The sequence below is a fragment of the Streptomyces sp. NBC_00637 genome, from assembly GCF_045161545.1.
Taxonomy (GTDB): domain Bacteria; phylum Actinomycetota; class Actinomycetes; order Streptomycetales; family Streptomycetaceae; genus Streptomyces.
Window position 1 is genome coordinate 2,579,210 of sequence record NZ_CP109046.1, and the last position, 13,738, is coordinate 2,592,947.

9 protein-coding genes and 1 pseudogene are annotated in these 13,738 nt (G+C 71.9%); 4 read left to right on the forward strand and 6 right to left on the reverse strand.

All coding sequences use genetic code 11. The annotated features are described in order from the left end of the window. Nucleotides 1-2 precede the first annotated feature (2 nt). Nucleotides 3-635 (forward strand): annotated as a pseudogene (locus OG440_RS10955) (GNAT family N-acetyltransferase); the annotation flags it as partial. A gap of 155 nt (nt 636-790) precedes the next feature. On the opposite strand, the gene OG440_RS10960 reads toward OG440_RS10955, so the two are convergent. The 6 genes from OG440_RS10960 to OG440_RS10985 form a co-directional block, all read right to left on the reverse strand. Further along, complete coding sequence (locus OG440_RS10960) at nt 791-1,987, reverse strand: YncE family protein (protein WP_406006654.1); 1,197 nt, start codon at nt 1,985-1,987, stop codon at nt 791-793. After that, nucleotides 1,987-2,811 (reverse strand): polysaccharide deacetylase family protein, encoded by an 825-nt coding sequence (locus tag OG440_RS10965; protein ID WP_406006655.1) that lies wholly within the window; start codon nt 2,809-2,811, stop codon nt 1,987-1,989. The genes OG440_RS10960 and OG440_RS10965 overlap by 1 nt, the downstream gene beginning before the upstream one ends. Nucleotides 2,812-3,088: 277 nt before the next feature. Continuing rightward, nucleotides 3,089-3,592 carry an ATP-binding protein gene (locus OG440_RS10970; RefSeq protein ID WP_406006656.1) on the reverse strand — a complete coding sequence of 168 codons (504 nt, stop codon included), beginning with the start codon at nt 3,590-3,592 and terminating at the stop codon, nt 3,089-3,091. Between the two features lie 288 nt (nt 3,593-3,880). Beyond that, nucleotides 3,881-4,648 (reverse strand): enoyl-CoA hydratase/isomerase family protein, encoded by a 768-nt coding sequence (locus OG440_RS10975; protein ID WP_406006657.1) that lies wholly within the window; start codon nt 4,646-4,648, stop codon nt 3,881-3,883. 88 nt (nt 4,649-4,736) lie between these two features. Beyond that, nucleotides 4,737-5,990, reverse strand: coding sequence for an Ig-like domain-containing protein (locus OG440_RS10980; RefSeq protein ID WP_406006658.1), 1,254 nt, complete (start codon nt 5,988-5,990; stop codon nt 4,737-4,739). 169 nt (nt 5,991-6,159) lie between these two features. Then, nucleotides 6,160-7,404 carry an Ig-like domain-containing protein gene (locus tag OG440_RS10985; RefSeq protein ID WP_406006659.1) on the reverse strand — a complete coding sequence of 415 codons (1,245 nt, stop codon included), beginning with the start codon at nt 7,402-7,404 and terminating at the stop codon, nt 6,160-6,162. A 153-nt stretch (nt 7,405-7,557) separates the two neighbouring features. Between OG440_RS10985 and glgX the strand changes: the two genes are divergently transcribed. From glgX to OG440_RS11000, 3 genes are all read left to right on the forward strand, one after another. After that, nucleotides 7,558-9,789 carry a glycogen debranching protein GlgX gene (gene glgX, locus OG440_RS10990; protein WP_406006660.1) on the forward strand — a complete coding sequence of 744 codons (2,232 nt, stop codon included), beginning with the start codon at nt 7,558-7,560 and terminating at the stop codon, nt 9,787-9,789. A 288-nt stretch (nt 9,790-10,077) separates the two neighbouring features. Beyond that, nucleotides 10,078-11,859, forward strand: a complete 1,782-nt coding sequence (locus OG440_RS10995) for an ABC transporter ATP-binding protein (RefSeq protein ID WP_406006661.1) — start codon at nt 10,078-10,080, stop codon at nt 11,857-11,859. Further along, nucleotides 11,856-13,715 carry an ABC transporter ATP-binding protein gene (locus tag OG440_RS11000; protein WP_406006662.1) on the forward strand — a complete coding sequence of 620 codons (1,860 nt, stop codon included), beginning with the start codon at nt 11,856-11,858 and terminating at the stop codon, nt 13,713-13,715. Before OG440_RS10995 ends, OG440_RS11000 begins: the two co-directional genes overlap by 4 nt. The last annotated feature ends 23 nt before the right edge of the window (nt 13,716-13,738 follow it).

Genomic DNA, 13,738 nt, shown 5'->3' on the forward strand with positions numbered 1-13,738 from the left:
CGGTGGGGGATCTGCGGGACATTCTCGACGCGGCCGCGCACGGTGTCTTCCCTCCCCCGGACGGCCGCACGACCGTCCTCCCCCAGCCGTCCCCGCGCGAGGCGGGCGTCCTCTCCTTCACCGCGCACTCGGTGGTCTTCACGGACGAGGATCCGGCCTGGGTGTACGAGACACTGCGCGCCGCCGACTGCGACGCTCTCGCCGCGTCGATGAGCCCCCGGTTCCTGACGGCTCTGCTGGACCGTACGGGCCGGGTCGCGGAGACGGTCGACCAGTTGGTGGTCGGCTCCCCGCTGCCGGGCCCGCCGGCCCTCGCCCTGACCGAGATCGAGGACCCGGACCATCCCCGGGTGGTCAGCTCGCGCAGACGGCGCGACGAGGTACGCGTGTGGGCCGCGGCGGGGGGCGTGGTCGTCCTGGGGCGCGGGGTCGCGGGGCGGCTGGAGGTCGCCGTCGAGGTCGCGGAGGGCGTACGGCACCGGGGGCTGGGCCGGGCCCTGGTGGGCGCGGCACGGCACCTGGGCGGGGGCGAGCCGGTGTGGGCGCAGGTCTCGCCGGGGAACGCCCGCAGCACACGGGCGTTCCAGGCGGCGGGCTATCTGCCGGTCGGGGCGGAGGTGCTGCTCACCGTCCGGCAGGCTCCGGGCGTCCCGGCGGCCGGTGCAACGGCGGCCGGTGCAACGGGCGAGAGCGCGGCACGTGGGACGGCGGCACGTGGTGCGGCGCCCGAGGCGGTCCGTGGGGCGGATCGCTCACCCGGACGCCGAGCGTGTCGGTGACCTGGGTCGTCCTAGCGGAAGATGCCGGTGTGGCCGAGCGAGTAGCGGCCCGGCTGCGGATAGACGGCCAGGCCGTGCGGCCCCCGACCGACCCTGATCCGGGCGAGCTGCTCTCCGGTGCGGGTGTCGATGGCGTACACCTCGGAGTTGTACCGCCCGGACAGCCACAGCACCTTGCCGTCCGCCGAGACGCCGCCCATGTCGGGGCTGCCGCCGTTCGGGAGGCGCCACTTCTTGGTGAGCGCGTTCTCGTGGAAGTCGAAGACGGAGACCGTGCCCTCACCGCGGTTGGAGATGTACATCTCGCGGGAGTCGCGGCCGATGTACAGCCCGTGGCAGCCCTTGCCGGTGTGCAGGAACTCCGGCCTGCCGAAGGTGTCGCCGTCGACGATCCACATCCCGTCGGCCATCATGTCCGCGATGTAGAACCGCTTCCCGTCGGGCGAGACCTTCACGTCCTGCGGCATGGCGCCCTTGAAGGGCAGCCTCTGCTGTGCGACGACCTTCATCTTCTCGGTGTCGACCTTCAGCAGCTCACCGCTGAACTCGCAGGACACGATGAAGTACCTCCCGTCGAGGGAGAAGTCGGCGTGGTTGACGCCGTAGCAGGTGACCGGTTCCGTCTTGATCCGCTTCATGGTGTGCGGGTCGCGGAAGACGAGTTCGCGGTCCATGGAGGCCATGACGACGGCGTACTTGCCGTTGGGCGTGAAGTAGAGGTTGTACGGGTCGTGCACCTCGACCGACTTGCCCGCCTTGCCGGTCTTCGGGTCGATGGGGGTGAGGGTGTGCCCCCGGTTGTTGTTGACCCACAGCGTCTTCATGTCCCAGGAGGGGACGACGTGCTGCGGCTGCCGCCCCACCCGGAGCGTCTCGATCACCTCGTACGTCTTCGGGTCGATGACGGAGACGGTGTCGGACTCGGTGTTGGGGACGTAGACCCGGGACGGGAAGTCCTTGACCACCGGGGAGAGTCTGCCGGGGCGGTCGGCGGCGTAGACGTCCTTCGGGTCGAGCACGGGCGGCATGCCGGGCAGGCCGTCGACGACGGGCCTGCGGGCCTTCTTCGCCGGCGCCGGGGCGGCCGCCTTGGTGGCGCCGCCCGGCCCCTCCTTGCCCGTCCCGCCGTCGGGGCCGGTGCCGCAGGCGGCGAGGACGGTGAGCGCGGCGCCGGCGAGCAGGGCGCTTGTCACGAGGTTGCGGTGCATCAGCCGATCAGCTCCGTGGTGGTGACCGCGCGCAGTCCGCGGCGGGCGAGTTCGTCGAGTACGGCGGGGAGTGCGGCGACCGTGTCCGCGTACCCGAAGTGCAGGCTCACGACGGACCCGTCCCGGATCTCGCCGAGGATGGTGCGGGCGACGGCGGCGGCGCCGGGCGACGTGAAGTCGAGGGAGTCGACGTCGTAGGAGAGGACGTGCGGGTAGCCGGCGCGGCGGGCCAGCGTTTCCACCAACGGGGAGGCACGGAGGGCACGGGAGGGCCGGAACCAGGTGCCGATGGACCCGGTGAGCCTGCGCAGCCGCTCGGCGCAGCCGGTGATCTCGGCCGTCGCCTCGGCCTCCGGCATGGCGTTGATGTCCAGGTGGCGCTGGGTGTGGTTGCCCAGGTCGTGGCCGCCGTCGAGGATCCGGCGGGCGAGGTCGGGGTGCTCGTCGAGCCAGGACCCGACGGCCAGCACGGTGACCCGCGCGCCCTGCCGCTCGGCCTCGCCGAGCAGGGCCCTGGCGATACTCGGCTCCCCCTGCCCGTGAAAGGTGAGAGCGACCCGGGAACGGCCGCGCGGACCGTGGCTGATCTGAGCCGGCTGCCCGGGAAAGGCACGGGGCGCGGGGGCGACGAGGGTCCGGGCGGGAGCCTTGCGGGCGCTGGTCGGGGAAGCGGAGGCCGGGGAGGCGGACGCGGGGCCGTGCCGGGCGTCGGCGCCGGACGAGGACGTGAAGGGCGAGCACGCGGCCGCGAACGCGCCCCCGGCGACGAGCCCGGTGCCCGCCCGCAGCACGGAACGACGGTCGGATGTGGTCACCCGCACCATTTAAGGCCGCATATGCGACATTTCCGGCCATTGACGCTACCCGGCTCGCCGACCGGGAAACAACACACCCCACCCGCCGCCCCGGGACGACAGACTCGGCCCCTGCGGCCACCGGCCCGACCCGTCCCGCCGACCGGGGGACGGCCTGCTCAGCCCGTCCGGCGTTCGAGGGCGAGGCCCGTTCAGGGCCGAAGCGGGGGGACGGGGGGCAGCCCCCGGGGGACGGCCGGTGGGCGCAACCGCACATACCCGGCATTGGCCGCCGACCGCACGCGCGCTACCGGTCGGCGACCCGCATCTCGAACCACGTCGTCTTGCCCCGGGGCAGCAGATCGACGCCCCACCGGTCGGAGAGTTTGTCGACGAGGAACAGGCCCCGCCCGCTGATGTCCATCTCCTGAACCGGCATCAGACAGGGCAGCCCGCGGGAGGGATCACGGACCTCGACGCGGATCCAGCCCCGGCGGCGCCGCATCCGGAGGCCGAAGACCCGGGCGCCGGTGTGCCGTACGGCGTTGCCGACGAGCTCCGAGACGAGGAGGACCGCGTCCTCGGTCATCTTGGGGGTCAGTCCCCACTGGCGCAGAACGACGACCTGGGCCAGCCGACGGGCCGTGGCGGCGGACTCGGGGCGGGACGGCAGCGGCACCTCGCCGTCCGTCGGGTTGCCGAACAACTCCAGCGCCTTCAACGCCCGTTCGTCCTCGACCGCGGGCGACCAGCGCGCCGCGGTCGCACGGCCCGGTCCCCGCGGCTGTTCGATGCCCTCCAGCCCCGCCATGCCCCCATCATGGCGGCCCCGAGCCGCCTCCGGGGCCGTTCCGACGGAATACGCTCCCCGGAACACACCGTTCCGGATGAACCGATCGGCATATGCCAGGGACAGTTCAAAGCCCGACAAACCAGGACTGACCTGCGGCGACCATGTGCGCGGAAGCGCTCGGCGGGGTCGCCCGACAAGACACGCTTAAGGTCGCCTTAAGGTCCCCATAAACCGCCCCATCGAGCTACCCGCATCAGACACTCCGTCAATTGCAAGTGATCGCGGAAAGTTGGAAGGAGATCTCCCTCACAGGAACTTGGCCTTGCCCGGGCCCTCCTCGACGAAGCTGCGCATCCCGATCTCGCGGTCGGCGGTCGCGAACAGACCCGCGAACCAGTTCCGCTCGACCGCGAGACCCGTCTCGATGTCGGTCTCCAGACCCATGTCGATCGACTCCTTCGCGGCACGCAGTGCCATCGCCGGACCCTGCGCCAGCTTCGCGGCCCAGCGGTGCGCCTCCGTGTACACGTCGGCGGCCGGGACGACCCGGTCCACCAGGCCCAGGCTCAGCGCCTCGTCGGCCTTCACCATCCGGCCCGTGAAGATCAGGTCCTTCGCCTTGGAGGGGCCGACCAGCCGGGAGAGACGCTGGGTGCCGCCGGCGCCGGGGATCAGCCCGAGCAGGATCTCCGGCTGGCCCAGCTTGGCGTTGTCCCCGGCGATCCTGAAGTCCGCGCACAGCGCGAGCTCGCAGCCGCCGCCCAGCGCGTATCCGGTCACCGCCGCGACGACCGGCTTGGGGATGCGGGCCACCGCCGTGAAGGAGTCCTGGAGGGCGCGGGCGCGCAGGACCATCGCGGTGTGGTCCATCTCCTGCATCTCCTTGATGTCCGCGCCCGCCGCGAACACCTTCTCACCGCCGTACACGACGACCGCGCGGACGTCGTCGCGACGGGTCGCCTCCTCGGCGAGCTCCTTGAGCCGGTCCTGGGTGGCCACGTCCAGCGCGTTCATGGGCGGGCGGTCGAGACGCAGCGTGCCGACGCCGTCGGCGACTTCGAGATTCACGGTCATGGCAGCAGGTTAACCACCACTAATGGCAACGGACCCGGTGCCGTTTGTCACAGCACCGGGCCCGCCCGTCAGGGGCTACGCGGGGACGTTACTTCGTCCACTCCGCCCACGGGATGTTCCAGCCGTTGAGGCCGTTGGACGGGTCGACCGTCGGGTCGGTGGAGTTCTTCACGACCACCACGTCGCCGACCATGGAGTGGTTGAAGAACCACGCCGCCGGCACACCGCTGTCGTAGCCGCCGCGCACGTCCCGCAGGCCGATGCAGCCGTGGCTGGCGTTGTAGTTGCCGAAGGCGTCGCCGCCCCAGTAGTTGCCGTGCACGAAGGTGCCGGAGTCGGTCAGACGGATGGCGTGCGGGACGTCCTTGATGTCGTACTCGCCGTCGTAGCCGACCGTGTCGCCGTTCATCCGGGTCACGGTGAACTTCTCACTCATGACCATCTGGCCGTTCCAGGTCGCGTAGCCGGACTTGCCGGTGGTGACCGGGATGGTCTTGACGACCTTGCCCTCCTGCGTGACCTTCATCGTGTGCTTCTTGGCGTCCACGACGGACACCTGGTCGCGGCCGATGGTGAAGGAGACCGTCTTGGCCTGCTTGCCGTAGACACCCTTGCGGCCCTCGACCCCGTCGAGGTTCAGCTTCACGGTGACCTTGGTGCCGGCCTTCCAGTACTTCTCGGGACGGAAGTCGAGACGGTCGTTGCCGAACCAGTGGCCCTGCACGTCGACGGCCGGGACGGTCGTGACGGAGATGGCCTTCTCCACGTCGTCCGGGTGGGTGATGCCCCGGGTGAAGCGCACCGAGAACGGCATGCCGACGCCGACCGTGGAACCGTCCTCGGGCGTGAAGTTGCCCGTGAAGGTGTTCTGCGGGCTCAGCGTGGTGAAGGACGAGTCCTCGGCGGCCGTACGGCCCTCGGTGTCCTTCGCGACGGCGTGCACCTGGTACTTGGTGGATCCGGCCAGGTGCGTGGCCGGCGTCCAGCCGACGCCGTCCGCGGAGATCGTGCCGGCGACCGCCGTGCCCTTGTCGTCCTTGACGACGACCTCGGTCAGCTTGCCCTTGGCGGCCGTCACCTTCAGGGCGCCGCTGGTGTCGACATCCTTGGCGCCGGTCTTCGGGGCGATGGTCACGACCGCCTCGGACTGCTTGCTCTCGGCCGCGGCCGAAGCGCCCTTGTCGCCGGAACCCGCGTCCTTCGCGTCGCCGGACCCGGAGTCCCCGCCCCCGCCGCAGGCCGTGACGGCCAGCAGCAGCCCGCCGACGATCAGCGCCAACCGCTTGTCGCGGCCGCGTCGGCGTCCCCCAACCGACGCCCCCGATATCGGTCGCACGTTCAAAGTCGTTCTCCCCACTCCCCGGGCCCTCCCCGGGCCCGCACCGCGACGCGTCCCCCGCGTTCGCCGCATATTAACCACAAGGTCAACGGCCTGGACGGGCCGAGATTGTCACTGTTCAGTCCCAACTAGGACTGTGCGAACGCGGGGAAGGTTGCACCGGGGAGCGAGGTCATTTCAGGACGCCGCCGGCGATCCACTCCTTCCAGGTCATGTTCCAGCCGCCGAGCCCGTTGTCCGGGGCGACCTGCTTGTCCTTGCTGTGCACGACCTCGATGACGTCACCGACGAGGGAGCGGTCGAAGAACCAGCCCGCCGGGGTGTCCGAGGCACCGCCCTTCACGTCCCGCAGGCCCACGCAGCCATGGCTGACGTTGGCCCGGCCGAAGACGTCCTCCGCCCAGTAGTTGCCGTGCAGGAAGGTGCCGGAGCTCGTCAGCCGCATGGCGTGCGGCACGTCCGGGATGTCGTACTCGCCCTTGCCGTCGGCCTTCTTGAAGCCGACGGTGGCGCCGTTCATCCGGGTCAGCTCCAGCATCTCGGTCACCACCATCTTCCCGTTGTAGGTGGTGTTCTTCGGCGCCCCGGCCGTGATCGGCACGGTGGCCAGCAGTTCGTCGTCGCGGCGCACCTGCATGGTGTGTTTCGCCGCGTCCACCAGGGACACCTGGCTGCGGCCGACGGTGAAGGAGAACGACTTGTCCTGGAGCCCGTAGACACCGGGCGCCCCTTCGACGTCCCGCAGGCCGAGCGCGACGGTGACCCGGGTGCCGGGCGCCCAGTAGTCCTCGGGCCGGAAGTCGAGCCGGGTGTCACCGAACCAGTGCGGCCGGATGTCCACCGCGGGTTCGGCCGTGACCCGGACGGCGCGCTGGACCGCGGCACGGTTGGCGATCTCCCGGTTGAACTCCAGCGAGACGATCATCCCGGTGCCCACGGTGGAGCGGTTCTCCGGGGTGACGTAGCCGATGAAGCGCTCTTCGGGGACGTAGGTGGTGAAGGTGGTGTGCCGGGCCGACCGGTTCCCGTCGCCGTCCAGGGCGACGGCGTCGACGGTGTAGCGGGCGGCGAGCCCGAGCCGGTCGTCGTCCGGACGCCAGGTCAGGCCGTCCGCGGCGATCGTGCCCGGGACAGGTGTCTCCTGGGCGTCCTGCGATCTGACGACCTTCACCGACTCCAGCCGTCCGCCCGGCACCCGCACCAGCAGCCGCTCCTCGGGCCGCACTCCTTTCATGCCGTCCTCCGGGGTGACGCGGATGACGTCCTCGGGGGCCCGGGGTTTGCCGAGCACCCGGTCGAGTCCGCTCCGGCTGTCCTCGCCGGTGCAACCGGCGGCCCCGGCCAGTAGTCCTGCCCATGTCAGTACGGCGGCCAGTGCGACCCCCGCGCGCCGTGCGCGCCCATGTACGTGCCTCACATGATGTCCAACGACCGGGCACGCTCCGGGGAAACGTGAGTGCGAGGGCCGCTCTGGGCAGAAATGGGGGGAGGACGACGCGACGGGGAGCCGCGGCCGGGACACCGCGCGCTCTTTTCCCACGTCGTTCCATGAGCCGCGGGAGGCTGAACGGTGTCCAGCGCAGCCGAGCAGGAGGCGGTGGCGGAACGCGCCACGCCGGACACCGTGATGAACGGTGCGTCGCGCAAGGTGCCGGGTCCACCCGTGTGGCCGGGCGCGTCCACACCACTGGGCGCCCGCTTCCGGGTCGGCCCGGACGGGGTCGCGGGCACCAACTTCGCGCTGTGGGCGGGCGGGGCGGAGGCGGTCGAACTGTGTCTGTTCGACGAGACCGGCCGGGAGACCCGCGCCCCGCTCACCGAGCTCACCCACGAGATCTGGCACGGCTTCGTGCCGGGGATCATGCCGGGGCAGCGCTACGGCTACCGGGTGCACGGCCGCTGGGATCCGTGGACCGGCGGCCGCTGGAATCCGGCCAAGCTGCTCCTGGACCCGTACGCCCGCGCGGTGGACGGCGAGTTCAGCCTGCCGCCGGAGGTCTACGGGCACGTCCGTGACTGGCCCCAGCAACAGGTCGCCGACACCGTGCGCGACGAACGGGACTCGGCGCCGCACGTCCCCAAGGGAGTCGTCGTGCACGACGACGACGACTGGGCCGACGACCGCCGCCCGAAGACACCCTGGGCGGACTCGGTGATCTACGAGCTGCACGTGCGCGGCTTCACCCGGCTGCACCCGGGGGTCCCGGAGGAACTGCGCGGCACGTACGCCGGTCTGGCGCACCCGGCTGCCGTGGAGCACCTGGTGAAGCTGGGCGTCACGGCGGTGGAACTGCTGCCGGTGCACCAGTTCGCGCACGAGGACCACCTGCTGCGCAGGGGACTGAAGAACTACTGGGGCTACAACTCCGTCGGCTACTTCGCCCCGCACGCCGCGTACGCCTCCGCCGGGACGACGGGCCAGCAGGTCGGCGAGTTCAAACGGATGGTGCGCGCCCTGCACGCGGCCGGGATCGAGGTGATCCTCGACGTCGTCTACAACCACACGGCGGAGGCCGGCGAGCTGGGGCCGACGCTGTCGCTGAAGGGCATCGACAACCGGGGCTACTACCGGGTGCAGACGGACGCTCGCAGGTACGCCGACTACACGGGCTGCGGCAACACCCTGCACGTCGTCCAGCCGCACGTGCTGAGGCTGATCACCGACTCGCTGCGGTACTGGGTGACGGAGATGGGCGTCGACGGGTTCCGCTTCGACCTCGCGGCGGCGCTGGCCCGCTCCATGCACGACGTCGACATGCTGTCGCCGTTCCTGGCGGTGATCGCGCAGGACCCGGTGCTGCGCCGGGTGAAGCTGATAGCGGAGCCCTGGGACGTGGGGTCGGGCGGCTACCAGGTGGGCGCCTTCCCGCCGCTGTGGACGGAGTGGAACGACCGCTACCGCGACGCCGTACGGGACTTCTGGCGGCAGTCGCTGCCGGACGTGCGGGAGATGGGCTACCGGCTGTCGGGATCGAGCGACCTGTACGCGTGGGGCGGGCGCCGGCCCTACGCGTCGGTCAACTTCGTGACCGCGCACGACGGTTTCACCCTGCGCGACCTGGTGTCGTACGACCGCAAGCACAACGAGGCCAACGGCGAGGGCAACCGCGACGGCACGAACGACAACCGCTCCTGGAACGGCGGCGCCGAGGGCGCGACGTCCGACGAGCGGGTCCTGGCACTGCGGCGGCGCCAGCTGCGGAACCTGCTCACCACGCTGCTGCTGTCGACGGGCGTGCCGATGCTGGTCGCGGGCGACGAGCTGGGACGCACCCAGCGGGGCAACAACAACGCCTACTGCCAGGACAACGAGATCAGCTGGGTGGACTGGGGGCTGCTGGAGGAGCCGGGCTGGCGGGCCCTGTTCGACCTCACCTCGCGGCTGATCGCCCTGCGCCACCGCCACCCGGTGCTCCGCCGCCGCGCCTTCTTCTCCGGGCGGGCGCACTCGGCGGACGGGCTGCGGGACCTCGCCTGGTTCACCGAGCGGGGCACCGAGATGACCGAAGGGGACTGGTACGCGCCCGCGGCGACCCTCGGGATGTACCTGTCCGGACGGGACATCCCCGGCCGGGACGAGCGGGGCGCCCCGATCGCCGACGACAGTTTCCTCGCCGTCCTGCACGCCGGGGACCGGCCGGTGAGCTTCGTCCTGCCGGGGGCGCCGTGGGCGGAGCGGTACGAGGTGGTCGTCGACACGTCGAGCGAGGAGCAGGGGCGGGCGCCGGGAGTGATCCACCCGGCGGGGCTGCCGGTGACGGTGCCGGGGCGGGCGGTGCTGCTGCTGCGGGTGGTGGGGTGAGGCGACCGGGCCGCGCCCGTGCACCGACCGCGCGGACACCGCCCAGGTGGCCGGCGGGCGCGGGTGCAAAGCGGCGTACCCGGAGTGCGGCTCCGGGGCCTCGCGGACGGCGGCGGGCGGCCCCCCGGCCCGCACACCGGCCGATTCGCTCGAACGGGCATCGGCCGATCGGTCGACGCGCCGGTACGACCCCTCGAACAGGAACAGCAGGTCGTAGGACCTGCGGACGAGTCCGGTCCGGCCAAAACTCGGTGGGCGTCGTCAGTGCCGGTCCGTAGGCTCGCGGTGATGCCCAGGACACCTGCAACCGCTTCCCAGGACCGCTCCGCCGTACGCTCCCTGCTGCGCCTGTGGCCGTACGTCCGCCCCGTGCGGATACGGCTGTTCGCGGCCGCCTTCGTCGCCGTGCTCGCCTCCTGTGCGGGGCTGGTCATCCCGCTCGTCCTGAAGTGGATGGTGGACGGCCCCGTGGCCGGCCGGGACACGGCCGGGGTCTGGCTCGGCGCGCTCTGCCTGCTGCTGCTCGGGTGCGCGGAGGCGGTGCTGTTCGGGATGCGGCGCTGGCTGGTGGCGCGTCCGCTGGCGCATGTCGAGGCGGAGATGCGGGCCGATCTCTACGGGCGGCTCCAGCGGCTGCCGGTGGCGTTCCACGACCGGTGGCCCTCGGGACAGCTGCTGTCCCGGGCGACGGCCGACCTGGGACTGGTGCGGATGTTCCTGGCGTTCCCGCTGACGTTCCTGCTGGTCAACTCGGTGACGATCCTCTTGGGGGTAGTCATCATGCTGCTCCAGGACTGGACGCTCGGACTGGTCATCCTCGGGCCGGCCGTCCCCGTCGTCGTGATGTGCGTGTACTTCGAGAACCGGTACGCGGTCGTGGCGCGGCTCGCCCAGGACCAGGTCGGGGACCTGACGACGGTGGTCGAGGAGAGCGTCCTCGGGATCAGGATCATCAAGGGCTTCGGGCGGCACCGGAGCCAGGCACGGGCCTTCCGGGAGCTGTCGTCGACGCTGCGCGGCACGGAGCTGCGCAAGGCGCGGCTGCTGGCCACGATCTGGGCCGTCATCGTGACGCTGCCGGAGGTGGCGATCGGGGCGGCGCTGGTCCTCGGCGCGGTACAGGTGGCGGACGGCGAGCTGTCCGCGGGCACCCTGGTCGCCTTCCTGTCCACCGCGCTCGCGCTGCGCTGGCCGGTGGACTCGATCGGATTCCTGCTGGCGATGAGTCAGGAGGCGGCGACGGCCACCGAGCGCTACTTCGAGGTGATGGACGAACCCCCCGAGGAGCCCGACGGCCGCGGTGGGCAAGCCGCCACGTCCGACGGCGGGCTGCGGTTCGCCGGCGTCACCTTCCGCTATCCCGACGCCTCCCCCGGCTCCCCGCCCACCCTCGACGGAGTCGACCTGCACATCCGGTCCGGCGAGTCGATGGCGCTGGTCGGGGCGACCGGCAGCGGGAAGACCACGCTGACGGCCCTCGTCCCCCGGCTGCACGAGGTGACCGCCGGCCGCATCACGCTCGACGGCGAGGACATCACCGCGATGTCCCGTGCGGAGCTGCGCTCGCGGGTCGCCGTCGCGTTCGAGGAGCCGACGCTGTTCTCGGCGAGCGTCGGGGAGAACGTCCTCATGGGGGCGGCGGACGGCGCGGGCGCCGTCGGGCTGGAGCGGGCGCTGGACGTGGCGCAGGCGGACTTCGCGCACGCGCTGCCCCAGGGCGTCGAGACGCAGGTCGGCGAGCAGGGGCTCAGTCTCTCCGGCGGGCAGCGGCAGCGCCTCGCGCTGGCCAGAGCCGTCGTCGGGCAGCCCCGGTTCCTCGTCCTGGACGACCCGCTGTCCGCGCTGGACGTGCACACCGAGGCCGCCGTCGAGGCCGCGCTGCGGCAGGTCCTCGCCGACACCACCGCGCTGATCGTGGCGCACCGCCCGTCCACCGTGCTCCTCGCCGACCGGGTCGCCCTGCTGTCCGACGGGCGCGTCACCGCCGTGGGCACCCATCACGAACTGCTGCGCAGCAACGCCGAGTACGCCCACCTCATGTCCGGTGAACAGGAGGCCGACCGCCGATGACCGCCCCCACCACCGCTTCCCCCGTCACCGACGACGACCCCGAAGCCCCTCCGCGGACGGCCGCCGACGACCCCTTCGACAAGGACGTCCTGCCCACCCCGCCCGGCGCCACGGGCGCGCTGCTGCGTTCCCTGCTCGCGCCCCTGCGGGCGCGGGTCGCCCTCACGTCGCTCCTGCTGCTGCTCCAGCAGGCGGCCGTGCAGGCCGGCCCGCTGCTGGTGGCGTACACCATCGACCGTGCCGTACCGGCGTTCCGGGCCGACGACCACGGGCCGCTGATCGCGGTGGGCGTCGGCTATCTGCTGTGCGCGCTGGTCTCCGGCGCGCTCCAGTACGCGTTCCTGATCGCCTCCGCCCGCGTCAACCAGGACGCGCTGCTCGATCTGCGCGGCCGGATCTTCCGGCACGCGCAGGCGCTGAGCCTCGACTTCCACGAGCGCTACACCTCGGGCCGGCTGATCTCCCGCTCCACCAGCGACGTGGAGGCCCTGCGCGAGCTTCTCAGCGAGGGCCTGCAGGAACTCGTGACGGTCGTGCTGTCCTTCCTGTTCATCTCCGCGATGCTGCTCTGGCTGGACCTGGGCCTGGGCGCCGTCGCGGTGGCCTCCTTCGTGCCGCTGTACCTCCTCGTGCGGCTCTACCAGCGGCGCGCGGCCCGGGTGTTCACCGCCCGTTCCACCGCGATCGCGGCCGTGATCGTGAAGTTCGTGGAGACGATGAACGGCATCCGCCCGGTGCGCGCGTTCCGCCGCGAGGCCGTCAACGACGCCGACTTCCGGGTCCTGAACCGGCTGCACGAGCGGCGCAACGGCGACGCGATCCTGGAGATGGCCCGGTACGTCGTCGGGTCGCGGCTGGTCGCCAACACGGCGGTCGCGGCGATCGTGCTCTGGGGCGCCATGCGGGTCGCGGACGGCTCACTGGAACTGGGTGTGCTCGCGGCCGCGGTGCTGTACCTGCGGCGGCTGTACGACCCCATCGACCGGCTCGGCATGTTCCTCAACTCCTACCAGTCGGCCGCCGCCTCGCTGGAGAAGATCGCGGGGCTGCTCGCCCAGACGCCGTCCGTGCCCGAGCCGTCGGCGCCGCGGGAACTCCCGGCGCCGGAGGGTGAACTGCCCGGGCGGGAGGTCGTCTTCGACGGGGTCTCCTTCGGTTACCGCACGGGCGGCGAGATCCTCCCCCGCTTCGACCTCACCCTGCCCGCCGGGCAGACCGTCGCCGTGGTCGGCTCGACCGGTGCGGGCAAGTCCACGCTGGCCAAGCTGCTCGCCCGTTTCTACGACCCGTCCGAGGGGCGGGTGCTGCTGGACGGGGTCGACCTGCGCGACCTGGCCGTGTCCGAACTGCGGCGCGGGGTGGTCATGGTGACGCAGGAGGCGTTCCTGTTCTCCGGCACGGTCGCCGAGAACATCGCCATCGGCCGGCCGGACGCGGGCCGGGAGGAGATCGAGCGGGCGGCGAAGGCGATCGGCGCCCACGAGTTCATCTGCGCCCTGCCCGACGGCTACGACACCGACGTACGCAAGCGCGGTGGCCGTATCTCCGCCGGGCAGCGGCAACTCGTGGCGTTCGCGAGGGCGTTGCTCGCCGACCCGGCGGTGCTGATCCTCGACGAGGCGACCAGCTCGCTCGACATCCCCGGCGAGCGGGCCGTGCAGGCGGCGATGGCGACGGTGCTGAAGGGCCGTACGGCGGTGGTGATCGCGCACCGGCTGTCGACCGTGGAGATCGCCGACCGGGTCCTGGTGATGGAGCACGGGCGGATCGTCGAGGACGGCACCGCGGCCGAACTGATCGCGGGCACGGGCCGGTTCGCGGATCTGCACCGGGCCTGGCGCGACAGTCTGGCGTAGGCGTCCAGGGGACCACGGGGGCG